Source organism: Streptomyces diversicolor, assembly GCF_057537855.1.
Genome location: NZ_BAAJXA010000016.1, coordinates 142366 through 164593, shown reverse-complemented (window position 1 = coordinate 164593; position 22228 = coordinate 142366). Strand labels below are relative to the sequence as shown.

General features: G+C 72.2%; 20 protein-coding genes, 1 tRNA gene and 1 riboswitch. Of the genes, 13 read left to right on the top strand and 8 right to left on the bottom strand.

Annotation, left to right across the window (positions count from 1 at the left end; translation table 11 throughout):
• Positions 1–67: 67 nt before the first annotated feature.
• Together AC27LF_RS20675 and AC27LF_RS20670 are read left to right on the top strand one after the other, a co-directional pair.
• Positions 68–141, top strand: a tRNA-Ala gene (locus tag AC27LF_RS20675).
• A 261-nt stretch (positions 142–402) separates the two neighbouring features.
• Positions 403–489: riboswitch (ZMP/ZTP riboswitch) on the top strand.
• Between the two features lie 22 nt (positions 490–511).
• On the top strand, positions 512–1378 hold the full coding sequence (locus tag AC27LF_RS20670; RefSeq protein WP_479659271.1) for a bifunctional 5,10-methylenetetrahydrofolate dehydrogenase/5,10-methenyltetrahydrofolate cyclohydrolase: 867 nt from the start codon (positions 512–514) through the stop codon (positions 1376–1378).
• Positions 1379–1640: 262 nt separating this feature from the next.
• On the opposite strand, the gene AC27LF_RS20665 is transcribed toward AC27LF_RS20670, so the two are convergent.
• On the bottom strand, positions 1641–2117 hold the full coding sequence (locus AC27LF_RS20665) for a GNAT family N-acetyltransferase (protein WP_479659272.1): 477 nt from the start codon (positions 2115–2117) through the stop codon (positions 1641–1643).
• 68 nt (positions 2118–2185) lie between these two features.
• Here AC27LF_RS20665 and AC27LF_RS20660 point away from each other — a divergent pair, with 68 nt between their 5' ends.
• Positions 2186–2989 carry an exodeoxyribonuclease III gene (locus tag AC27LF_RS20660; protein ID WP_479659273.1) on the top strand — a complete coding sequence of 268 codons (804 nt, stop codon included), beginning with the start codon at positions 2186–2188 and terminating at the stop codon, positions 2987–2989.
• An 83-nt stretch (positions 2990–3072) separates the two neighbouring features.
• Here the strand turns inward: AC27LF_RS20660 and AC27LF_RS20655 are convergent, their stop codons facing one another.
• Both AC27LF_RS20655 and AC27LF_RS20650 read right to left on the bottom strand, forming a co-directional pair.
• Entirely contained in the window at positions 3073–3276 is a 204-nt protein-coding gene (locus tag AC27LF_RS20655; RefSeq protein WP_479659274.1) for a TetR/AcrR family transcriptional regulator C-terminal domain-containing protein, read from the bottom strand.
• A 293-nt stretch (positions 3277–3569) separates the two neighbouring features.
• Positions 3570–4190 carry a MerR family transcriptional regulator gene (locus tag AC27LF_RS20650; protein WP_479659336.1) on the bottom strand — a complete coding sequence of 207 codons (621 nt, stop codon included), beginning with the start codon at positions 4188–4190 and terminating at the stop codon, positions 3570–3572.
• A 369-nt stretch (positions 4191–4559) separates the two neighbouring features.
• Between AC27LF_RS20650 and AC27LF_RS20645 the strand changes: the two genes are divergently transcribed.
• The 4 genes from AC27LF_RS20645 (at position 4560) to AC27LF_RS20630 (ending at position 8363) form a co-directional block, all read left to right on the top strand.
• On the top strand, positions 4560–6065 hold the full coding sequence (locus AC27LF_RS20645; RefSeq protein ID WP_479659275.1) for a flavin-containing monooxygenase: 1506 nt from the start codon (positions 4560–4562) through the stop codon (positions 6063–6065).
• Complete coding sequence (locus AC27LF_RS20640) at positions 6062–7195, top strand: alpha/beta fold hydrolase (protein ID WP_479659276.1); 1134 nt, start codon at positions 6062–6064, stop codon at positions 7193–7195. Before AC27LF_RS20645 ends, AC27LF_RS20640 begins: the two co-directional genes overlap by 4 nt.
• Positions 7192–8073, top strand: coding sequence for an SDR family oxidoreductase (locus AC27LF_RS20635; protein ID WP_479659277.1), 882 nt, complete (start codon positions 7192–7194; stop codon positions 8071–8073). Before AC27LF_RS20640 ends, AC27LF_RS20635 begins: the two co-directional genes overlap by 4 nt.
• A gap of 89 nt (positions 8074–8162) precedes the next feature.
• Positions 8163–8363: a hypothetical protein gene (locus tag AC27LF_RS20630; protein ID WP_404027238.1), complete on the top strand. Its 201-nt coding sequence runs from the start codon at positions 8163–8165 to the stop codon at positions 8361–8363.
• A gap of 205 nt (positions 8364–8568) precedes the next feature.
• Here the strand turns inward: AC27LF_RS20630 and AC27LF_RS20625 are convergent, their stop codons facing one another.
• Positions 8569–12096 carry a S41 family peptidase gene (locus tag AC27LF_RS20625; RefSeq protein ID WP_479659278.1) on the bottom strand — a complete coding sequence of 1176 codons (3528 nt, stop codon included), beginning with the start codon at positions 12094–12096 and terminating at the stop codon, positions 8569–8571.
• Positions 12097–12251: 155 nt separating this feature from the next.
• Between AC27LF_RS20625 and AC27LF_RS20620 the strand changes: the two genes are divergently transcribed.
• The 5 genes from AC27LF_RS20620 to AC27LF_RS20600 all read left to right on the top strand — a co-directional run bounded on the left by AC27LF_RS20620 (position 12252) and on the right by AC27LF_RS20600 (position 17558).
• Positions 12252–12893: a TetR/AcrR family transcriptional regulator gene (locus AC27LF_RS20620; RefSeq protein WP_479659279.1), complete on the top strand. Its 642-nt coding sequence runs from the start codon at positions 12252–12254 to the stop codon at positions 12891–12893.
• Between the two features lie 124 nt (positions 12894–13017).
• Complete coding sequence (locus AC27LF_RS20615; RefSeq protein WP_479659280.1) at positions 13018–15240, top strand: MMPL family transporter; 2223 nt, start codon at positions 13018–13020, stop codon at positions 15238–15240.
• Between the two features lie 217 nt (positions 15241–15457).
• On the top strand, positions 15458–16021 hold the full coding sequence (locus AC27LF_RS20610; RefSeq protein WP_479659281.1) for a YbaK/EbsC family protein: 564 nt from the start codon (positions 15458–15460) through the stop codon (positions 16019–16021).
• A 302-nt stretch (positions 16022–16323) separates the two neighbouring features.
• Positions 16324–17214 carry an NAD(P)-dependent oxidoreductase gene (locus AC27LF_RS20605; RefSeq protein WP_479659282.1) on the top strand — a complete coding sequence of 297 codons (891 nt, stop codon included), beginning with the start codon at positions 16324–16326 and terminating at the stop codon, positions 17212–17214.
• A gap of 68 nt (positions 17215–17282) precedes the next feature.
• Positions 17283–17558, top strand: a complete 276-nt coding sequence (locus AC27LF_RS20600; RefSeq protein ID WP_479659283.1) for a DUF1876 domain-containing protein — start codon at positions 17283–17285, stop codon at positions 17556–17558.
• A gap of 176 nt (positions 17559–17734) precedes the next feature.
• Here the strand turns inward: AC27LF_RS20600 and AC27LF_RS20595 are convergent, their stop codons facing one another.
• From AC27LF_RS20595 to AC27LF_RS20580, 4 genes are all read right to left on the bottom strand, one after another.
• Positions 17735–18982, bottom strand: a complete 1248-nt coding sequence (locus AC27LF_RS20595; protein ID WP_479659284.1) for a serine hydrolase domain-containing protein — start codon at positions 18980–18982, stop codon at positions 17735–17737.
• A gap of 70 nt (positions 18983–19052) precedes the next feature.
• Entirely contained in the window at positions 19053–19829 is a 777-nt protein-coding gene (locus tag AC27LF_RS20590) for an energy-coupling factor ABC transporter ATP-binding protein (protein ID WP_479659285.1), read from the bottom strand.
• Entirely contained in the window at positions 19817–20578 is a 762-nt protein-coding gene (cbiQ, locus tag AC27LF_RS20585) for a cobalt ECF transporter T component CbiQ (protein ID WP_479659286.1), read from the bottom strand. The genes AC27LF_RS20590 and cbiQ overlap by 13 nt, the downstream gene beginning before the upstream one ends.
• 1 nt (position 20579) lies before the next feature.
• Positions 20580–21623 carry an energy-coupling factor ABC transporter permease gene (locus AC27LF_RS20580; protein WP_479659287.1) on the bottom strand — a complete coding sequence of 348 codons (1044 nt, stop codon included), beginning with the start codon at positions 21621–21623 and terminating at the stop codon, positions 20580–20582.
• Between the two features lie 180 nt (positions 21624–21803).
• On the opposite strand from AC27LF_RS20580, the gene AC27LF_RS20575 reads away from it, so the two are divergent.
• Positions 21804–22181: an SsgA family sporulation/cell division regulator gene (locus AC27LF_RS20575; protein WP_479659288.1), complete on the top strand. Its 378-nt coding sequence runs from the start codon at positions 21804–21806 to the stop codon at positions 22179–22181.
• Positions 22182–22228 lie beyond the last annotated feature (47 nt).

The following is a 22228-nucleotide window of genomic DNA, read 5'->3' as shown; positions in this document are numbered from 1 at the left end:
CGCTGACCAGTCGGGGAACGGATTTCCAAGCAGCCCGAGGGGGATGCTAAGGTTTCACTCGTTGCAAGGGCCTGTGGCGCAGTCCGGTAGCGCACCTCGTTCGCATCGAGGGGGCCAGGGGTTCAAATCCCCTCAGGTCCACGCACGACTGTTCTTGAGTTCGCTCAGGGACGGTTGACGAGATCCCGCCGATCTTCATGATCGGCAGGGATCTTTGTCGTTTCTGGCGTCTGTTCGAGCCTGTCCGGGGTGGTGGACGGGGGCGTTTGGGGTTGCCGATGTCGAGTTCGTCGGACCCCGGAATCTCAGCGTCTCGCGTCTCACAACAGGCGGGCCCCCTCCCTTGACGATTGCGCCCAGCGGCTGCCGGCCCGCCGAATCCACTCGCGTCCCCTACAGTGCGGGGTGGGCCGTGACTGGCGCTGAGGTGGAGCACCACCGGGGAGCGGTCTGACGAATCGGTCGATGCCGTGCGCCTGGGCGAGTGGTCAACGACGCCTGGGAGGCGACCATGTCCCCGACACAGACGGCCCAGCTCATGAACGGCACCGGACTCGCCCGGCGCATCATCGAGGAGACCACCGCCCGTGCGGCGCAGATCTCACGGCGCACCAGCGTGGCGCCGTGCCTGGCGACTGTCCTGGTGGGTGAGGACCCAGCGTCCGTGACGTACGTCCGCATGAAGCGGGCCCGCTGCGCGAAGGCCGGCATCACCTCCCGCCATGTCCCTCTGCCCGCCACCACCACAACCGCCGAACTGGTCGACACGCTCGCCGCCCTGTCCCAGGACCCCGGGGTGCACGGCATCCTGTTGCAGCACCCTGCCGGTGAGCACATCGACGAGCGCGCGGCGTTCGAGGCCATCGCCCCGGAAAAGGACGTCGACGGCGTCACGATGCACTCCTTCGGCGCGATGAGCTTCGGGCTACCCGGCTTCGTATCGTGCACGCCCGGCGGCATCATGCGGCTGCTGGACGAGTACAACGTCGATCCCGCGGGCCGGCACGCCGTCGTTGTCGGCCGCAGCGCGATCCTCGGTAAACCGGTCGGGATGCTCATGCTCGCCAAGGACGCCACGGTGACGTACTGCCACTCCCGCACCACGGACCTGTCCGCAGTCGTCCGGGAAGCGGACATCGTGATCGCGGCCGTGGGACGGCCCCGACTGATCCGCGGAGAAGACATCAAACCCGGCGCGGTAGTGATCGACGCCGGGTACACCCCCGGCAACATCGGCGACGTGGACTTCGGCACCGCCCACACCCGCGCCCGCTTGATCACCCCTGTTCCCGGCGGGGTCGGCCCGATGACCATCGCCGTCCTGCTGGCACAGACCGTCGACGCTGCCGCGAGGCAACTCGGAGTCCCCGGACGCTGACACCATCCTCAACTTGTCTGAGCCCGTTCGGGGTGCGGCGCGGTCGGCGCGGCCCGGGGGCATGCGACGCCCCGCGGGTCCGGTACGGGTCCGTCATCTTCGCCGTGATCCCTGGTCGGTGCGGCCAGCAGTTCGGGGTCGGAGTAGACCTCGGCGGTGTGCTGCCAGGCGATGAGCAACTGGGCGGCAGAGGCGCTGTTGCCGAGGGAGTCGGCGGGGCATGAAGCCCCAGTCGGCGGTGTCGGCTGGGGCTTTTGTGCGGCTAGAGGGCTTTCGCGTAGCAGAGGCTCGACTCGTAGTGGCGGTAGTAGCCGAACTTGGTGCACGGCTCGTAGCCGCTGGAGACGTACAGGGCGATGGCCTCCGGCTGCTTGGTGCCTGTCTCCAGGACCATGCGGATGCGGCCGGCGGCGCGCGCGTCCTCCTCCAGGGCGGCCAGCAGGCGGCGGGCCAGGCCGCGTCCGCGCATCTGCTCGATCACGAACATGCGCTTGAGTTCGGCGTCGCCGTCCTCGTTGCCCTCGCCGTTCTCGTCCTGGCTGCGCCAGCCGCCGGTGGCCACGGGCCGGTCGTTCTCGTCGTAGGCGATCAGGTACACGCCCCTCGGCGGGGTGAAGTCCGACGCGTCCAGGACCGTGGCGTCGCCGCCGTCGCCGTAGCGCAGGTGGTACTCGGCCTGGACCTCGTCGTTGAGCTTGACGGCGTCGGGGTGGTCGAAGGGAACGCGACGTATATTCATGCTGGGCATCGTACTTCTATGCAGAGGGCGGAACGGGACCTCGTCCAGTGTGCCGGTATCGTGCCCTGGTGCTGACAGTGACCTCGGTGAATGTGAACGGGCTGCGGGCCGCGGCGAAGAAGGGCTTCGTGGCGTGGCTCGCCACAACCCCCGCGGACGTGCTCTGTCTTCAGGAGGTGCGCGCCGAGCCGCGGCAACTGCCCGAGGGCGTGCGGCAGCCGGACGGCTGGCATGTCGTGCACGCCCCGGCCGCCGCCAAGGGGCGCGCGGGCGTCTCCCTGTACACCCGGCGCGAACCGGACCGGGTCCAGGTCGGTTTCGGTTCGGCGGAGTTCGACGCGAGCGGGCGGTACGTCGAGGCCGACCTGCCCGGGGTCACCGTCGCCTCCCTCTACCTGCCCTCCGGGGAGGTGGGCACCGAACGGCAGGACGAGAAGGTCCGCTTCATGGACGAGTTCCTCGCCTACCTGAACGAGCTGCGCGCCCGCGCCGCCGCCGACGGCCGTGAGGTCGTCGTCTGCGGCGACTGGAACATCGCCCACCGGAACGCCGACCTCAAGAACTGGCGCGGCAACACCAAGAACTCGGGCTTCCTGCCGGAGGAACGGGAGTGGCTGGGCGGGGTCCTCGATCCCGCCGGCGCCGGTTACGTCGACGTCGTCCGCTCCCTGTACCCCGATGCCGAGGGCCCGTACTCCTGGTGGTCCTACCGCGGCCGTGCCTTCGACAACGACAGCGGATGGCGCATCGACTACCACGTCGCGACGCCGGGGCTCGCGGCCAGGGCCGTCAAGGGCTTCGTGGAGCGGGCGGCCACGCACGCCGAGCGCTGGTCGGACCACGCCCCGGTGACGGTCGTCTACGACCTCTGACGGGCTTGGGACCGACAGTGGTGGCCGTGGTCCGCGGCCAGTGGGCGTGAACGCGGACGTTGTCGGGCCGGCATGTGAGGGTGCTATCGGGACCGGCTCGCGATGAGGTGGGTGAGGCTGTCCAGGATGCGCTGCAGTCCGAAGCCGAAGGCGTGTTTGGGGTTGTACACGCCCTGGTGAGCTGCACCCGCGGCGCTTCCGACCCGGGCCGCGAGAGGGAACCGGGCGGGATCGAAGACCCTGGCCAGAAGCGGCGCGTTGGCGGCCCACCACTGCTCGTCGGACATGGCGCTGTCGCGGGCCGCGGCCTGGGTGTCGAGGTCGGCGCGGGCGACGGAAGATCACGTCGGCGGCGCCCTCACCGACCCGAACGGTGTCATCTTCCAGCTCGTTGCCTGGGCCACACCCGACAGCCGGTGACGGCCCTGCGGCCGATCGTGGAGGCGGCGGTCGGCCCGTGACAGGCCGCACCGGTTGGGCGAGTTGTGAAGCTGACCTGGGCCCGTGCGGCCTGTGCGGCCTGTGCCAACCCTGCCCTGCGCGGCGTCTCCCGTACGCGTCTTGATGGTGTTCTGCTTGGTCAACCCCGTTTGCGCAGGCGGCGGTCCAGGGCCAGGGAGAACTCCGCCGCCAGGACGCTGCGGGCCAGCGGGCGCAGCCGGTCGACGTCGTCCTCGGGGGCGTGGCGCAGGACCAGTTCGGCGAACATGTCGGCCAGCGCGTCGGCGTGTTCGCGTACGCGCCTGCCCGCGGTCAGCACCTCGGCGAGCGGGATGCCCTCGCGGACCAGGGCGGACGACACATCCAGCAGGCGGCGGCTGATGTGCACGAGTTCGTCGCCGTCGGTGCCCAGATAGCCCAGTTCCATGGCGGCGGCCAGGTTCTCCGGGGTGACCTCACCCTCGAAACGGGCGGCCAGTTCCTCCGGGGTGAGCCGGACCGGCTCCTCCTCGCTGGGTCCTTCGACGCCCAGCAGGTCGGCGACGTCCCGGCCGTGGTCGAACGCCTCCGCAAGCTCGGCGATGCCGCTGAGGGTGTGGCCACGCTCCAGCAGTGCCGAGATGGTGCGCAGCCGGGCCAGATGGTGGTCGTCGTACCAGGCGATGCGGCCCTCGCGGCGGGGCGGCGGGATCAGCTTGCGTTCGCGGTAGAAGCGCAGGGTGCGTACCGTGATGCCGGCCAGCCGGGCCAGCTCCGCCATGCGGTACTCGCGGGGGCCCTCGTGCCGGTCGCCGCCGTGCCCGTCGCCCCGTCCACCGTCTGCTGCCACATGCGCAGCCTAGGCGCTCCGCTCGATGGGCCGCGATGTGCCGTCGGTTGTCTGCGGCGCCGTCGTGGCCGGTCGCTCCCCCAAGTTCTCGGCTTCGCTCGAACAGGGGGGACCCCCACGCGGCGGAGCCGCATATCGATACAGCCCCGCGCCTCTTCGGGGCGCTGCCGAACCGCAGCAAGGCCGTACCGTCGGTAACTTCCTTCTCGCGCCCCCTACCCAGCGGTACGCGGCTGCTCTACCCTCCCATTGCGCCAGTGTTCACTGGCGTAATCCATTGCGATGCCTGGAGGCTGCGGAATGGCCGAGCACGAGCATGTGCGGGTGGCGGTGATCGGGTCGGGATTCGGCGGGCTGGGCGCCGCCGTGCGGCTGCGCCGCGAGGGGATCACCGACTTCGTCGTCTTGGAACGGGCGGACAGCGTCGGCGGCGCGTGGCGGGACAACAGCTACCCCGGGTGCGCCTGCGACGTGCCGTCCCACCTGTACTCCTTCTCCTTCGCGCTCAACCCCGAGTGGCCGCGCACCTTCTCCGGAAGGGAACACATCCGCGCCTACCTGGAGCACGTCACCGACACCTTCCGGCTGCGCCCGCACCTGCGCTTCGGCGCCGAAGTGAAGAGGGCGACCTGGGACACACAGCGGCTGCGCTGGCACATCGAGACCAGCGCAGGCCCGCTCTTCGCCGATGTCGTCGTCTCCGCCACCGGGCCGCTGTCCGACCCGAAGATCCCCGCGATCCCGGGCCTCGACTCCTTCCCGGGCAAGGTCTTCCACTCGGCCCGCTGGGACCACGGCTACGACCCGCGCGGCAAGCGCGTCGCCGTGGTCGGCACGGGCGCCTCCGCGATCCAGATCGTGCCGGCCCTCCAGCCGCTCGTCTCCCGGCTCACCCTCTTCCAGCGCACCCCGCCATGGGTGATGCCGCGCGCCGACCGGGCCATCAGCGGCATCGAACGCCGGCTGCACCGGCGGCTGCCCTTCACCACCCAGGTACGGCGCGGACTGCTGTGGGGCATCCGGGAGGCGCAGGTGCAGGCGTTCACCAAGCACCCGGGCGAACTCGGCCTGGTCGAGCGGCTGGCCAAGCGCAACATCGCCCGCGCCGTCAAGGACCCCGCGCTGCGCGCCAAACTCACCCCCGACTACCGGATCGGCTGCAAACGCATCCTGCTGTCCAACTCCTACTATCCGGCCCTGACCCGGCCGAATGTCGACGTGGTGGCCGACGGGCTGAGCGAGGTCAGGGGTGCCACGGTGCTCGCCGCCGACGGCAGTGCGGCCGAGGTCGACGCGATCGTCTTCGCCACGGGATTCCACGTCACCGACATGCCGATCGCCGAACGGGTCGTCGGGGCCGGGGGCAGGACGCTGGCGGAGTCCTGGAAGGACGGCATGCAGGCGCTGCGCGGGAGCTGCGCGCCCGGCTTCCCCAACTGGCTGACGATCATCGGGCCGAACACCGGACTCGCGAACTCCTCCATGGTCCTGGTCATCGAGTCCCAGCTGAACTATCTGGCCGACTTCCTGCGGCAGTTGGACGTGCTAGGCGGGCGTGCCGCCCTCGACGCCCGCCCGGGCGCCGTGCGCGCCTGGAACGAGCGGATCCAGGAGCGGTTGAGGCGCACCGTGTGGAACACCGGCGGCTGCACCAGCTGGTATCTGGACGCGAGCGGCCGCAACACCACCGTCTGGCCCGGTACGACGACCGAGTTCCGGCGGGCCACCCGGCGGGTGGACCTCGCCGAGTACGAGGTGCTGCGGGTGCCCGCCCGTGCCGCGGCCCCGGCGGGGGTGGGGGCATGAGCCGGCTGACACGGCCGACCGCGGGCCCCTGCGCGCCGCCCGCGCCCGCCCGGGAGCTGACGGTCGTCTCCGCCGACGGCGCGCGGCTGCACGCCGAGGTGCACGGCCCGAAGGACGCGCCGCCGGTCGTCCTCGCCCACGGCTGGACCTGCTCGACCGCCTTCTGGGCGGCGCAGATCCGGGACCTGGCGGCGGACCACCGGGTCATCGCGTACGACCAGCGGGGCCACGGGCGCAGCCCGGCGCACCCCGTCTGCTCCACGCGGGCGCTGGCGGACGACCTGGAGGCGGTGCTCGCCCACACGCTCGCGCCCGGCGAACGGGCCGTGATCGCGGGCCACTCCATGGGCGGCATGACCGTGCTGGCGGCGTCCGCGCGGCCCCGCCTCCGCGAGCACGCCGCCGCCGTCCTGCTGTGCGGCACGGGCAGTTCGCGGCTGGTCGCCGAGGCACGGGTGATACCCCTGCGCGCCGGGCGCGGGCGCACCTGGCTCACGGCGCGGATCCTCGGCTCGCGCGCCCCGCTGGGACCGGTCACGCCGATGGCCCGGCGGATCCTCAAGTACGCCACGATGGGCGCCGGTTCCGCCCCGGCCGTGGTGGAGGCGTGCGCACGGATCGTGCACGCCTGCCCGCGCGGCGCCCGGCACGCCTGGTCGCAGGTGCTGGAACGGCTCGATCTCGACGACGCGGTACGGGAGTTGGCGGTGCCTACGGCGGTGGTCGTGGGCAGTGCCGACCGGCTCACCCCGCCGGTGCACGCGCGGGCCATCGCCGCCGCGCTGCCGCACTGCGTCGGCCTGACCGAACTGCCCGGCCTCGGGCACATGACCCCGCTGGAGGCCCCCGGCCTGATCAGCGGGCGGATCCGGGAACTCGCCACGACCTACGCCCGGCAGACACGGGACACGGCGGGCACCGGGAGCACGACCGGGGCCGGGAGCAGGACGGGTGCCGTACGGACAGCGGGTGCCGTACGGACGACCGGCGCCGCAGACACGGCCGGCGCCGTACGGAGGGCCGGCGCCGCAAACACGACAGGCGCCGCAAACACGACAGGCGCCGCAGACACGACAGGCCCCGTGGACGGTGCGGGCGCCGAGAACAGGCATGCCAAGGAGGGCGCATGAGGGTCGGCCTCGAAGGGCAGGTCGCGGTCGTCACCGGAGCGGCGCGCGGCGTCGGCGCGCTGCTCGCCCGCAAACTCTCCGCGCACGGCGCAACGGTGGCGCTGGTCGGGCTGGAGGCGGACGCGCTGAGGGACGTCGCCGGACGGCTGCACGGCCCGGGCGGCCACTGGTACGCCGACGTCACCGACCACGAGGCGATGACCCGTGTCGCAGGCGAGGTCAAGGAACGGTTCGGGAAGGCGGACATCGTCGTCGCCAACGCGGGCGTCGCCACCGGCGGCCCCTTCGCCGACTCCGACCCGGACGCCTGGCGGCGGGTGATCGAGGTCAATCTGATCGGCTCGGCGGTGACGGCCCGCGCGTTCCTGCCGTTGCTCACCGAGAGCCGCGGCTATCTGCTGCAGATCGCCTCGCTCGCCGCGATCACCCCGGCGCCGATGATGACGGCGTACTGCGCGTCCAAGTCGGGTGTGGAGGCGTACGCGCACAGCCTGCGCGCCGAGGTCGGCCACCGGGGGGTGCGGGTCGGGGTGGCGTATCTGTCCTGGACCGACACGGACATGGTGCGCGGCGCCGACCAGGACGAGGTCATGCGGGAGTTGCGGCAGCGGCTGCCGTGGCCGGCGGGCAGGACCTATCCGCCGGGGCCCGCGGTGGACCGTATCGTCGCCGGGATCGAACGCCGGTCGAGCCATGTGTACGGGCAGTGGTGGCTGCGCGGGATGCAGGGCGTACGCGGCTGGCTGCCGGGGCTCGTCGGGACGGTGGGACAGCGCGAGATGCGGCGGTTCGCGCCCCGGCTCCAGGGGAAGCGCACGGGGCTCGTCGGCGCGGGCGGTCAGGCCGACGAACAGGAGCGTGCTACGCACGGTAACTGATCGACATGCGCTCCGTGTCCAGCCGTGTGAATCTGGTCGGGGCCCACTGAGGGCCCCAACCCCCCTCACCCTCACGGGAGTGAACCCACATGGGTATCAAGGACCAGTTCCAGGACAAGGCCAAGAGCATGCGGGACCAGGCCGAGCAGAACATGCGCGAGAAGGCCGGCCAGCGCGGTCAGCAGAAGTCCGGCAAGCCGCAGTCCGAGCGTGGCCGCCAGAACCCGCGGGACAAGCAGGACACCGAGCGCGAGATGCACGACCGCATGGACCAGGACTACGACGCCTGACGCCACGGTCGGCCATCGGCCCACAAGGGGCGCCCCGGACGCGGGGCGCCCCTCCGCCTGCCCCGCCCCGCCTCGGCACGGAGGACCTCTCGTGGCTGACGTGGGGCTCAACTCCGGGCGTGCGGCCCGCTTGTGGCCGGGCGGCGGCCGTTTGTGGCCGGGCGGCGGCCGTGTGTGGTCGGCGTGGGGTCTCAACTCCCGGTGGTCATGGGCGGGGTGGGAGGGGTGGGCGGGAGCGGTCGGGGATGTCGTCGTGGTCGGGTGGGGTCGCCACGGGCCAGGTGTCCAGCAGGTCCATGGCCAGCCGGATCGCCTCGTCCATCTCGACATGGCGGCCCTCGGCCCAGTCCAGGGGCGTGCGCAGGGCCTCCACGTCCGGGGCGACGCCGTGGTTCTCCACGGACCAGCCGTACGCGTCGAACCAGGCCGCGTTCATCGGCACCGTGATCACCGTGCCGTCGCCCAGCCGGTGCCGCCCGGTGATGCCGACCACGCCGCCCCAGGTGCGCTGCCCGACCACCGGCCCCAGCTTCAGCAGCCGGATGGCGGCCGTGATCATGTCGCCGTCGGAGGAGGTCGCCTCGTCGGCGAGCGCCACGATCGGGCCGCGCGGCGCGTTCGACGCGTACGACACCGGCTGCGCGTCGCGGGTCACGTCCCAGCCGAGGATCGTCCGGGTCAGCTTCTCGACGACGAGTTCGCTGATGTGCCCGCCCGCGTTGCCGCGCACGTCCACCAGGAGCGCGGGCCGTGACACCTCCATGCGCACATCGCGGTTGAACTGGGCCCAGCCGGAGCCGCCCATGTCGGGGATGTGCAGATAGCCGCACCGGCCGCCGCTCAACTCCCGTACGACTTCGCGGCGTTTGGCCACCCAGTCCTGGTAGCGCAGCGGCCGTTCGTCGATCAGCGGGACGACGGCCACCCGCCGCGACCGGTCACCCGGGACCGCCACGGAGCCGCCTGCGCCGGTCAGTTCGTCCCCGGAGGGGCAGTGGGCGAAGGTCAGCTCCACGGTCGTGCCGCCGGCGCCCGCCAGCAGCGGGTACGGGCCCGCCACCGGGTCCACCGGCCGCCCGTCCACGTGCGTGAGCACGGCGCCCTCCCGGATGCCGGTGCCGGCCAGCGGCGAGCGCGCCCGGGAGTCGGAGGAGTCGCCGGGCAGGATCCGCTTGACCGTCCAGTGCCCGTCCCGGCAGACGAAGTTGGCGCCGAGCAGGCCCTGGTAGCGCTGGTAGTGGGGTGGGCCCTCGTTGCGGCGGGCCGGGGTGACATAGGCGTGGGAGGTGCCCAGTTCGCCCAGCACCTCGCGCAGCAGGTCCGCGAAGTCGTCCGGGGAGGCGACGCGTTCGACCAGCGGCCGGTACTGGTCGAGGACCGCGTCCCAGTCGATGCCGCACATTCCCGGGTCCCAGAAGTAGGCCCGGATGAGCCGGCCCGCCTCCTCGAAGGACTGGCGCCACTCGGCGGGCGGGTCGACCTCGTGCAGGATGCGGCGCAGATCGATCCAGACCGTCGTGTCGGCGTCGCCCGGATCGGTGGACGGTACGGCGCGCAGGTCGTCCTCGTCGACCACGACCAGCCGGGTGCCGTCGCCGCTGACCGTGAACCAGTCCAGATGACCGACGAGTTCGGACCGTTTCGCCTTGGTGATGTCGAAGTGCTCCAGGGTCGGGCGCCCGCTGATGTCGGCCGGGTTGACGAAGGTCTCGCCCAGCGCGCCGGAGATCGGCCAGCGCAGCCAGACCAGGCCGCCGCCCGCCACCGGGTGCAGCGCCGAGTACTTGGAGGCGGTCACCGGGAACGGGGTGACCCGGCTCTCCAGGCCCTCGACCTCGACGGTCACCGCGTTGCCGTCGCCGGGCCCGTCCTCGGCGGGGTCCAGGCCGCCGGCCGCCGGGCGCCCGTCCGGGTTCAGCGCGAACGGGGAGGGGGTGGCGGACGACAGCGGCACCAGGTAGGGGCGGCAGCCGAGCGGGAAGGACAGGTCGCCGGTGTGCACGTCGTACACCGGGTCGAAGCCGCGCCAGGACAGGAACGCCAGGTAGCGGCCGTCCCGGGTGAACACCGGGTTCTCGTCCTCGAAGCGGCCGTTGGTGACGTCGACGATCAGCCGGTCCGCCTGTCCGGTCCCGGGGACGCGGGCCATCTTGATCTGCCGCAGTGAGCGTCCGATCCCCGGGTGCGACCAGGTCAGCCAGGTCCCGTCCGGGGCGAACGCCAGGTCCTTCACCGGCCCGTTGACGGACCGGATCACCTCGACGACCCCCTCACCCCCGCCGTCCACCCACGATCCGCCCCCGGAACCCCCGGCGGGGGCATCGCCCGAGTCGCCGGGGCCGCCACCCCCGGAACCGCCAGAAGCCCCCAAGCCCCCGGCTATCCCCGAGCCGCTGGCTTCCCCGGAGCCCCCGTCCATCCTGGAGCCGCCGGCTTCCCCGGCGCCTCCGGCGCCCTTGGAGTTCTCAGAGTCCCCGGTGTTCCCCAAGTCCCCGGCGTCCTCGGTGGCTTCGGTGGTGTCTATGAGGAGGAGTCGTCCGTCGTGCGCGGCGACGGCGAGGCGTTCGCCCGAGGGGTCCGAGGCCAGTTCCAGGACCCGGCCAAGCCCTCGGGGGGCCAGCCGGCGCGGCGCCTGGTCGCCGCTGGCCCTCGGCAGCCGGGCTATCTCGATCCGGTCCTCGCCCTCGGCGTCCGTGACGTAGGCGATCTGCCCGGTCGAGCCCAGCATCTCCGGCAGCCGGACCCGGACGCCCGGGGTGTCCGCGAGGGTGCGGGCCGGGCCGTCGCGGTGGGTGAGCCAGTACAGGCTGCCGCGCACGACGACGGCGCTGGCCCGCCCCGTCTCGTCGACCGAGACGCCGTCCACGTGCTGCGCGGCCGGGACCTGGTAGCGGCGGCGGCCGGCCCGCGGGCCGGACAGCCGCACGTCGAGCCGGCGCGGCACGGCGTGCGGCGACAGGTCGTCGACGAGCCACAGATCGCCCCCGCACTGGTACACCACCCGCGTTCCGTCACTGGCGGCGTGCCGGGCGTAGAAGGCGTCGTGGTCGGAGTGGCGGCGCAGGTCGGAGCCGTCGTACGCGCACGAGTAGAGGTTGCCGACGCCCTCGTGGTCGGAGAGGAAGGCGATCCGGCCGGCCACGAACATCGGGGAGTCCAGATGGCCGCCGAGGTCGGCGAGCAGCCGCCGTCCGTGCAGCCACAGCCGGCCCATGGCGCCACCCCGGTACCGCTTCCAGCCGGCCGGTTCGTGCGGCGGGGTGCCGGTCAGCAGCAGGGTCCTGCGCTCGTCGGCGATGTCCGCGACCTGGATGTCGCTGACCGGGCCCCAGGGGAGCGTGCGGCCCGGGTCGCCCTCGGTGGAGACCTTGTAGGCCCAGGTGAAGTAGGAGAAGGGCTGGCCGTGGGAGGCGACGGCGAGGATGTCGGACACGCCGTCCGGGCCGGGCGGCGTCCAGCCGCACACCCGGGTGTCGGCACTGCCCCAGTACGTCAACTGCCGCCCCGGTCCGCCGTCGACGTCGGCCAGGTGGATCTCGGGTACCAGGCTGTGCCAGGTGGTGTAGGCGATCCGGCGGCCGTCGGGGGAGAAGCGCGGGTGGCCGGTCTTGGTGCGGTCGACGGTGAGCCGCCGGGCGCGGCCGGGTGCGTCGAGGGAGGCCAGCCACAGGTCGTCCTCGGCCACGAAGCACAGCAGGTCGCCGCTGAGGTGCGGCAGGCGCAGATAGCTCACCTCCCCATGCTTTTCCGCCGTCTGCGCACGGGCAACTTATGCGGAACTGACGGACGTGACCCAGCGCACGTACGAAACAGTTTCGTTTCGATGGTGGGTGCGCTACATTCGTCTCGTACGAAACCGTGTCGTTCGGAGCAGGAAGGCTGAGTGGTATGGCTGGGGCATCCAGGGGTGTGGCGTCAGCCGCTCCGGTGGAGCCGGTGCTCGCACCGGGGCGTCGCAGTCGGATCACTCCTGAGCGTGAGGCCGAGTTGTACGAGGCCGTGCTCGATCTGCTCCGGGAAGTCGGCTACGACGCCCTCACCATGGACGCCGTGGCCGCCCGCACCCGGTCCAGCAAGGCCACCCTCTACCGCCAGTGGGGCGGCAAGGCCGACCTGGTCGTGAAGGCCATCCGGCACGGCAAGCCGGGCAACATCGAGGACATCGACACCGGATCGCTGCGGGGCGATCTGCACGCCCTGATGGCGGCCGAGGACGACTGCGTCATCGAGCGGAACTCCGCCCTGATGCGCGGCGTCGCCATGGCCATGCACAACAACCCGGACCTGCGCGAGGCGTTCCGCAACCAGCTCGTGGACCCCGAGATGAACGGGTTCCGCCAGGTGGTGCAGCGCGCCATAGACCGCGGCGAGGTCCGCCCGGACTGCCCGGCGCTGGAATTCCTGGTGCACATGATGGTCGGCGGCTTCGCCACCCGAGCACTGCTCGACGACCAGCCACCCACCCGTGCCTTCCTCATCTCGTACGTCGACGCCGTGGTCCTCCCCGCCCTCGGCGTGCCCACCGACTGACCACCTCGCACCTCCCCAGCCCCACCTGACGTCACCGCTCACGTCGTCGGGCCGATCAGCCCTGCCCCCACGGGTCGATCACCCCTGCCCTGAACACCCCACGACTGACCGGGAGTACGCCCTCGTGGCCACGTTCCTCTACAAACTGGGCCGGCTCGCCTTCAGGCGACGGCACTTCGTCGCCCTGATCTGGGTGGCGCTGCTGACCCTGGCGGGCGTCGGCGCGGCCAGCGCGCCCGCGGCCGGCAACACCTCCTTCTCGATCCCCGGCACGGAGGCACAGAAGGCCTTCGACCTGCTGGAACAGCGCTTCCCCGGCATGAGCGCCGACGGCGCGACCGCCCGCGTCGTCTTCAAGGCGCCGAACGGCGAGAAGATGACGGACAAGGACAACAAGGCCACCGTCGAGAAGACGGTGAAGGAGCTGGGCGACGGCTCCGAGGTCGCCTCCGTCGCCGACCCGTACAAGGGCAAGGCGGTCAGCAAGGACGGCACGATCGCCTACGCGTCCGTCACGTACAAGGTCTCCGGCATGGAGCTGGAGGACTCCTCGCGCGACGCGCTCAACCAGGCCGCCGAGGACGCGCGGGACGCCGGGCTGACCGTCGAGATCGGCGGTGACGCGCTCAGCGCCACACCGGAGACCGGATCCAGCGAGGTCATCGGCATCGCGGTCGCCGCGGTCGTCCTCGTCATCACCTTCGGCTCCCTGATCGCGGCCGGGCTTCCGCTGCTGACCGCGCTCATCGGCGTGGGCATCGGCGTCTCCGCCATCACCGCGCTGGCCAGCGTCCTCGACCTGGGCTCGACCACCTCCATCCTGGCGATGATGATCGGCCTCGCCGTCGGCATCGACTACGCGCTGTTCATCCTCTCCCGCTACCGCGCCGAACTCGCCGAGGGCCGCGACCGCGAGGAGGCCGCGGGGCGGGCCGTCGGCACCGCGGGCTCCGCGGTGGTCTTCGCGGGCCTCACCGTGGTGATCGCCCTGGTCGGCCTGTCCGTCGTCAACATCCCGATGCTGACGAAGATGGGCATCGCGGCCGCCGGCACCGTCGCCGTCGCGGTCCTGATCGCCCTCACCATGATCCCGGCGCTGCTCGGCTACGTGGGCCGCAGGGTCAAGCCGGCCGGCGAGAAGAGCAGGCTGTTCGGCGGCCGGCGCAAGGCCGAGCAGCCGCAGCAGGCCGGCCGGCCGAACATGGGCACCCGCTGGGCGAGCTTCGTCGTGCGCCGCCCGGTCGCCGTCCTGCTGCTGGGCATTGTCGGCCTCGGCGCCGCGGCCGTCCCGGCCGGCTCCCTGGAACTGGGCCTGCCCGACGACGGCTCCCAGCCGACGTCCACCACCCAGCGCCGCGCCTACGACCTGCTCTCCGAGGGCTTCGGGCCGGGCTTCAACGGCCCGCTGATGGTCGTCGTCGACGCCTTCGACAGCGACCGCCCGAAGGCCGCCTTCACCGACGTCGAGGACCGGATCAAGGGCCTTGAGAACGTCGTCACGGTGGCCCCGGCCGCGCCCAACAAGGCCGGTGACACCGCGACCATCACCGTGATCCCGGACTCCAAGCCGTCCTCGACCAGCACCGAGGACCTGGTGCACGCGATCCGGGACACCGGCGCCGACATCGCCCGGAGCACCGACGCCACGGTGCTGGTCACCGGTTCGACGGCGATGAACATCGACGTCTCGCAGAAGCTGAACGACGCGCTGCTGCCCTATCTGACCCTCGTCGTCGGCCTCGCGTTCCTGCTGCTGATCGTGGTCTTCCGCTCCGTCCTCGTGCCGCTGAAGGCGGCCCTCGGCTTCCTGCTGAGCGTGCTGGCCGCCCTGGGCGCCGTCGTCGCCGTCTTCCAGTGGGGCTGGCTGTCCGGCCTGATGGGCGTCGAGGAGACCGGTCCGGTCATGTCGATGATGCCGATCTTCATGGTCGGTGTGGTCTTCGGCCTCGCCATGGACTACGAGGTGTTCCTGGTGACCCGGATGCGGGAGGCGTACGTCCACGGGGAGAAGCCGAGCCAGGCCGTGGTGACCGGCTTCCGGCACGGCGCACGGGTCGTCACGGCCGCGGCCGTGATCATGATCGCGGTCTTCGCCGGCTTCATCGGCTCCAGCGAGTCGATGGTGAAGATGATCGGCTTCGGCCTCGCGGTCGCCGTGCTCTTCGACGCCTTCATCGTGCGCATGGCGATCGTGCCCGCGGTGCTCGCCCTGCTCGGCAAGCGTGCCTGGTGGCTGCCCGGCTGGCTGGACCGCCTGCTGCCCAACGTGGACGTCGAGGGCGAGGGCCTGCGCGCCCGGGACGACGACCGGCCACGGGACGAGGACCGGGAGCTGGTACGCGCCTGACGCGCACCGCCTGACACAGGAACCGGCCGGTGAGGGACCGTGGGGACGGGGCTGCCCTCACCGGCCTTCTGTGTCCCGGGCGACGCGACGGAACTTGTTCGCCCGCCTGCCCGTCCCGCGACCCAACTCGCCCGCCTGCCCGTCCGCCCGTTCGCTCGTCCCGCGACGCGAGCGAACCCGTTCGCCCGCCGTCCGCCCGTCCCGCTACGGTGCACCCATGCCACCGACGACGCCGACAGCCGCCCCGGACGCCGAGGGCTCCGGAGCCCACCCCCAATTCGCCGCCGCCCTGGACGAGCTGGGCCTCGAAGACCTGCACGCGCGCATCCGGCGCTTCCCGGACGCGACCCGCACCGCCGCCGAGGCCGCCGCCGCGATCGGCTGCGAGCTGAGCCAGATCTGCAAGTCGCTGATCTTCGCCGTGTGGGGGTCCCCCCTGCTTGAGCGAAGCCGAGAGCTTGGGGGAGGGGTGCCGGTGCTCGTCCTCATGGACGGCGCGTCCCGGGTGGACGTCGAGCGGGTCCGGGCGGAACTGGACGCCGAATCCGTCACCCGGGCCAAGGCCGAGGTCGTACGGGAGACCACCGGGTACGCCATCGGCGGTGTGCCGCCCTTCGGGCACCGGACCCGCACCCGGGTGCTCGCCGATCGCTCGCTGCTCGGCCACGACCTCGTGTGGGCCGCCGCCGGCACCCCGCACACCGTGTTCCCGATGGACCCGAAGACGCTGATCGCCCATGCCGGCGGCACCCTGGTGGACGTACGCGAGCGCACCCCCTGACCACCGCGGCACGGCCCGCGGGCGACACCTCGGCGATCTCGGTCCGCGGGTCCGTCGCTCCGCTCAGCAGGCTCCGCGTGACCACGACGAGCATGGCGAACGCCGCCCCGACCCCGACGCACGCCGTGGCGGCGCCCAGCGCGCCGATCAGCTCCATGCCGTCGTCCGGTGAAGAGGCCGCCTAAGATCGCCGCGGCGGTACCGGCCCGGAGGGCGGCTGTGAAGAGACGACGCATCGACTCCCGTATGGGTCGCGCCGGAGCGGGAATCCGCGAGCAGGACATTCCAGAACAGGAGCACGCATGACCGACAAGCTCACCGTGAGCGTCCTGGGCACGGGCATCATGGGCGCCGCGATGGCCCGCAACATCGCCCGCGCCGGACACGCCGTCCGCGCCTGGAACCGCACCCGGGACAAGGCCCAGCCGCTGGCCTCCGAGGGGGTGCACATCGCCGCCGACCCGGCCGAGGCGGTGCACGGGGCCGACATCGTGCTGACCATGCTGTACGACGGCGACACCGTCCTGGAGGTCATGCGCGAGGCGGCACCCGCGCTGCGCTCCGGCGCCGTCTGGGCGCAGTCGACCACGGCCGGCCTCGACTCCGTCGCCGAACTCGCCGCGTTCGCCCGCGAGCACGGCCTCGTCTTCTACGACGCCCCCGTCCTCGGCACCCGGCAGCCCGCCGAGTCCGGGCAGCTCACCGTGCTGGCCGCAGGACCCGAGGAGCACCGGGCGACGGTCAAGCCCGTCTTCGACGCGATCGGCGTGCGGACCCTGTGGACCGGCGACGACGGGGCCGAGGCCGGTGCGACCCGGCTCAAGCTGGTCGCCAACAGCTGGGTCCTCGCGGTCACCGCGGCCGGCGGGGAGGTCGTCGCCCTCGCCCAGGCGCTCGGCGTCGACCCGCACAGCTTCTTCGACCTGATCGCCGAGGGACCGCTCGACATGGGGTACCTGCGGGCCAAGGCGGGGATGATCCTCGACGGGCAGCTGACGCCCGCGCAGTTCGCGGTGACCACCGCCGAGAAGGACGCGCGGCTGATCGTGCGGGCGGGGGAGCGCGGTCACGTACGCCTGGATGTCGCCGCCGCCACCGCCGAACGCCTCGCCCGGGCCGCCGCGCAGGGGCACGGCGACGAGGACATGGCCGCCGCGTACTTCGCGAGCTTCGACGGCGAGCCGGAGTCCTGACGCGGTCCGGCGTGACGTGGCGGCGGCGTGGGCGCACCCTGGAATCAGTGGTTCCGGAGGTGGTCCTCATGATGCACAGCACAGTGGGATGGCACGTCGAGATGGAGTTCGAGGAGGACGAACAGCACACGCGGGCGGCGGCCCTGCTGCGGCTGCCCGACGGCACGGAGGTGCGGGCACACGGCCAGGCGAGCCGGCACCGCACCGACAGCAATCAGCCGCGGGTCGGCGAGGAGATAGCGGGCGCCCGCGCCCTCAACGAGCTGGCGATGCAACTACTGACCAAGGCCCACAACGAAATAGACGCAGCCTCCGGCCGCACGTCCCACCCCATCAACGTCTGAACAGCCGACGCCCCGCAGGGGGCGCGGGGAACTGCGCGCTCAGCCACGACGGCGCTGCGGTCAAGGGCCGGCAGTGCGCCCCGTAAGGGGCGCGGGGAACTGCGCGACCAGCCACGATGGCGCCGCAGACGAAGACCGGCAGCGCGGCCCGCAGGGTAAGGGCACCGGGGGCAAATCTAGCCGACCCCAGCCGAGGGAGCCGCCAACTCCCCGGCGAGAGCCGCACGTAGCGCTCGTACAAGGGCCTGCGCCCGCGGATCCGCGGTCACGCTCTGCCGGAAGCCGTTCGTCACATAGCCGAAGGCGATCCCCGACTCCGGATCGGCGAAGCCGAGCGCGCCACCGCGCCCGGGGTGCCCGAAGGAGCCGGTGGTCAGCAGCGGCGACGCCGTGCCGTGCAGCATGTAGCCGAGGCCGAAGCGAGTGCCCACGACCAGGACGCGGTCGGGCCCGGCGGACCGTTCGCCGCGGGCCAGTTCCATGGTGCGCGGGGTGAACAGCCGCCGGCCGCCGTCCACGTCGCCGATCAGCGCCGCGTAGAACCGGGCCAGCCCGTCCGCGGTGGCGATGCCGTTGGAGGCGGGCAGGGCGGCGGCGCGGTAGCCGGGGTCGTTCTCGTCGGGCAGCGGGGTGATCGCGGCGAAGGCGCGGCGGGTCAGGGACCCGGGGTCGGCGTACGCCTCGGCGACGGACCGCTTGGGCCGGGTCCGCAGCCCGCCGGCCGCTTCGGGTGCTTCGACGGGCCCGACCCGGCCCACGCGCGCGGCCTGCGCGTCCGGCAGCCCGAGCCACAGGTCCGCGCCGACCGGCCCGGCGATCTCGTCGGCGAGCCAGGCGCCGACGGGCCGGCCGGTGATGCGCCGGGCCAGCTCCCCGGTGAGCCAGCTGTAGGTCTGCGCGTGGTAGCCGTGGTCCGTGCCCGGTTCCCACACGGGCGCCTGGGCAGCGACGGCCGCCGCGCCCAGCTCGGGATCGGCCGCCTGTGCGGGGGTGAGCGGGCGGTCCAGCACGGGCACGCCGGCGCGGTGCGCGAGCAGGTGCCACACCAGCGTGCGCTCCTTGCCCGCGGTCTTGAACTCCGGCCAGTACGCGCCCACGGGCGCCTCCAGGTCCAACTCCCCGCGCTGGTGCAGCAGGAGCAGGACGGCCGCGGCGACGCCCTTGGTGGCCGAGCGCACGATCTGCGCGGTGCCGCGCTCCCAGGGCTCGGCCCCGGCGTTCTCGGCGGCCCCGGTGTTCCCGTCCGTCCCCGACAGCCCGGCCGTCCCGTGCACGTCCTTGGTGCCGCCCCACAGGTCGACGACCCGGTGCCCGTCCCGGTACACGGCGACCGCAGCGCCCCGCTCGCCCAGGTGCGCGAAGTTGCGCTGGAACGCCTCCCTGACCGGCTCGAAGCCCTCGGCCACTGTGCCGTTCACGTCCACGCCCGCACACCCCTTCGGCTCACCTTCGACTGTCAGTGCAACACGCGCGGTCGGACTGCGATTCCGCGGGTCACCGCCCGGCCGTCGTCACCGATCGCGGGTCGAAGCCGAAGGGCAGTTCCAGGCGGTGGGAGCGCATCAGCGCGTCGTCGGAGAGCAGGTCGCCGGTCGGACCGTCCGCGGCGATCACGCCGTCGCTGAGGATCAGGGCGCGCGGGCACAGCTCCAGCGCGTACGGCAGGTCGTGGGTGACCATGAGGACGGTGACGTCCAGCGCGCGCAGGATGTCGGCGAGTTCCCGGCGGGAGGCCGGGTCGAGGTTGGAGGAGGGCTCGTCGAGGACCAGGATCTCCGGCTCCATCGCCAGCACGGTGGCGACGGCGACCCGGCGCCGCTGGCCGAAGGAGAGGTGGTGCGGTGGCCGGTCGGCGAAGTCCTGCATGCCCACCCGTTCCAGGGCCGTGCGCACCCGCTCCTTAAGCGCCGTGCCCTTCAGACCGGCCGCCGCGGGTCCGAACGCCACGTCCTCCCGCACGGTCGGCATGAACAGTTGGTCGTCGGGGTCCTGGAAGACGATGCCGACCTTCTGCCGGATCTCGGCCATGTGCTTCCTGCCGACCGGCCGTCCGGCCACGGTCACCGTCCCGGCCCCACCGCTCAGGATGCCGTTGAGGTGCAGCACGAGGGTGGTCTTGCCGGCGCCGTTCGGGCCGAGCAGCGCGACCCGTTCGCCGCGGCCGATGCGGAAGTTGACGCCGAACAGGGCCTGGTGGCCGTCGGGGTAGGCGAAGGCGAGGCCGGAGACCTCCAGGGACGCGGGGATCGAGTCAGTGGTCACAGGGTCCATCCCAGCAGACAGACGACGAGCGCGGCGAACGGGAGGGTGAGGGCGTACGACCACTGGGCCCGGGACGCGGTGACCTCGTCGATGACCGGCATCGAGCCGGCGTATCCGCGGCTCACCATGGCCAGGTGGACGCGTTCGCCGCGTTCGTAGGAGCGGATGAACAGCGCCCCGGCGGACTTGGCGAGCACGCCCCAGTGGCGCACGCCCCGTGCCTCGAAGCCGCGTGATGCGCGGGCGATCCGCATGCGGCGCATCTCGTCGGTGATGACGTCGCCGTAACGGATCATGAACGACGCGATCTGGACCAGCAGGGGCGGCAGCTTCAGCCGTTGCAGCCCGAGCAGCAGTTCGCGCAGTTCGGTGGTGGCGGCCAGCAGCACCGAGGCGGCGACGCCCAGCGTGCCCTTGGCGAGCACGTTCCAGGCGCCCCACAGGCCGTGCACGCTCAGCGACAGGCCGAGGACGTCCACCCGCTCGCCCTCCGCCACGAACGGCATGAGCACCGCGAACGCGACGAACGGCACCTCGATCAGCAGGCGTTTGAGCAGGAAACCGGCCGGGATCCGGGCGCGGTGCGCCACCGTCGCGAGCAGCACGGCGTACAGTCCGAACGCCCACACGGCCTCGCGTGGGGTGGAGACCACGACCACCACGAAGGCGAAGGCGGCGGCGAGTTTGGTGTGCGGCGGCAGCGCGTGCACGGGCGAGTGCCCGTGCCGGTACAGCCGATGGGTGTGTCCGGCCCCCATGTCAGACGTCCGTGCCCGCGGGGGAGACGTCCCGGGTGCGGCGCCTGCGCACCGTCCAGAAGACCGCGCTGCCCGCGACGACGGTGACGCCGACGCCGATCACACCGGCGAGGCCGCCGGAGAGCCGGGCGTCGGAGATGTCCTTGACGCCGTAGTCGGCGAGCGGTGAGTCGGCCGAAGCGTGCTCCTCGGCCTTCTTGTCGATGCCGTGGTCGTGGGCGACCTTCTCCAGGCCGTCGGGGTTGGCTGAGGCGTAGAAGCTGACGAACCCGGCGAGCACGAGCGAGGTGACGAGACCGGTGATCCACAGGGTGCGGCGTGATGTCCGGGCGGCGGCCGGGACCGGGGCGGCCGGGGCGTCGACCAGTTCGCCGTTCACCCGCAGCTTCAGCTCCCGCCGCAGGCCCCGGGCCCCGTGCACCAGGTCCGGCCGTACGGCGATGACGGCGCCGACCGTGAGCGCGGTGATCACGGCCTCGCCGATCCCGATCAGCACATGGACGCCGATCATCGCGGTGGCGACCTTGCCGAGGGCCACGTCGGTGGTGCCGCCGATCGCGTAGATCAGGGTGAAGGCGCAGGCGGCGGCCGGCACCGACACCAGCGCGGCGACGAAGGAGGCGACGGTGACCGAGCGCCGTCCGCCCGGCAGCACCGCGAGCAGGCCGCGGAAGACGGCGTAGGCCACCACGGTGGTCACGATCGCCATGTCGGTGATGTTCACGCCGAGTGCGGTCAGGCCGCCGTCGGCGAACAGGATGCCCTGCATGAGCAGGACGACGGACACGCAGAGCACTCCTGTGTAGGGGCCGACGAGTATCGCGGCGAGCGCCCCGCCGAGCAGATGGCCGCTGGTTCCGGCGGCGACGGGGAAGTTGAGCATCTGCACCGCGAAGATGAACGCGGCCACGAGACCGGCCAGCGGCGCGGTTTTCTCGTCCAACTCGCGTCGCGCGCCGCGCAGGCTCACGGCGATGGCGCCGGCGGCGACCACGCCGGTGACGGCGGAGGTGGGCGCGTCGATGAATCCGTCAGGTACATGCACCCGTCGATTCTAGGCGCTTGTTGCGAACGTCTTGCAAGAGCGAGGTTGTCGTTTATTGCACAGGTGAGATCGTCCGGCTCCCAATGAGCACATTCCTGGAAATATGCGACATTGGGATGGAGGTGGGTACACGTGAATACACAGGATTCATCTCGGTAACGCGGCGTTAGGGGCTGTCTGATGTCCGTAGTCGAACAGTACGCACGAGCCCATGTCGTCACGGACGAGGACCTCCGCGAGGACGCCCCCGCCGTCCCCGTCATCCTGCGCTACGACCCCGAGGCGGACCCGAGGTCGGTGCGTGTCGGACTGCCCGATCCGCTGCCCGGACCCCATGAGTGGACGTTCGCACGCGCGCTGCTCGAACAGGGTCTGCGCGCGCCCGCCGAGAGCGGAGACGTCCGGGTGTGGCCCTGCGGCCGGGTCCAGGCCGTCGTGGAGTTCCACTCCGCGCACGGGGTCTCCGTGGTGCAGTTCGAGTCGAAGGCCCTGCTCCGGTTCCTGCGGCGCACCTATATGGCCGCCGAACCGATGCCGCACAGAGCACAGAGCATCTGAGCGCAGAGCATCCGCGCATCGCGGCCCCGGGCCCGGCCCGGCGCCGC

Bases quoted from the DNA above. Each gene is read 5' to 3' on its own strand.
- AC27LF_RS20670 (WP_479659271.1), top strand. From the start codon at position 512: ATGTCCCCGACACAGACGGCCCAGCTCATGAACGGCACCGGACTCGCC.
- AC27LF_RS20665 (WP_479659272.1), bottom strand. From the start codon at position 2,117: ATGAATATACGTCGCGTTCCCTTCGACCACCCCGACGCCGTCAAGCTC.
- AC27LF_RS20655 (WP_479659274.1), bottom strand. From the start codon at position 3,276: ATGTCCGACGAGCAGTGGTGGGCCGCCAACGCGCCGCTTCTGGCCAGG.
- AC27LF_RS20650 (WP_479659336.1), bottom strand. From the start codon at position 4,190: ATGGCGGAGCTGGCCCGGCTGGCCGGCATCACGGTACGCACCCTGCGC.
- AC27LF_RS20645 (WP_479659275.1), top strand. From the start codon at position 4,560: ATGGCCGAGCACGAGCATGTGCGGGTGGCGGTGATCGGGTCGGGATTC.
- AC27LF_RS20640 (WP_479659276.1), top strand. From the start codon at position 6,062: ATGAGCCGGCTGACACGGCCGACCGCGGGCCCCTGCGCGCCGCCCGCG.
- AC27LF_RS20635 (WP_479659277.1), top strand. From the start codon at position 7,192: ATGAGGGTCGGCCTCGAAGGGCAGGTCGCGGTCGTCACCGGAGCGGCG.
- AC27LF_RS20630 (WP_404027238.1), top strand. From the start codon at position 8,163: ATGGGTATCAAGGACCAGTTCCAGGACAAGGCCAAGAGCATGCGGGAC.
- AC27LF_RS20620 (WP_479659279.1), top strand. From the start codon at position 12,252: ATGGCTGGGGCATCCAGGGGTGTGGCGTCAGCCGCTCCGGTGGAGCCG.
- AC27LF_RS20610 (WP_479659281.1), top strand. From the start codon at position 15,458: ATGCCACCGACGACGCCGACAGCCGCCCCGGACGCCGAGGGCTCCGGA.
- AC27LF_RS20605 (WP_479659282.1), top strand. From the start codon at position 16,324: ATGACCGACAAGCTCACCGTGAGCGTCCTGGGCACGGGCATCATGGGC.
- AC27LF_RS20600 (WP_479659283.1), top strand. From the start codon at position 17,283: ATGATGCACAGCACAGTGGGATGGCACGTCGAGATGGAGTTCGAGGAG.
- AC27LF_RS20590 (WP_479659285.1), bottom strand. From the start codon at position 19,829: ATGGACCCTGTGACCACTGACTCGATCCCCGCGTCCCTGGAGGTCTCC.
- cbiQ (WP_479659286.1), bottom strand. From the start codon at position 20,578: ATGGGGGCCGGACACACCCATCGGCTGTACCGGCACGGGCACTCGCCC.
- AC27LF_RS20575 (WP_479659288.1), top strand. From the start codon at position 21,804: ATGTCCGTAGTCGAACAGTACGCACGAGCCCATGTCGTCACGGACGAG.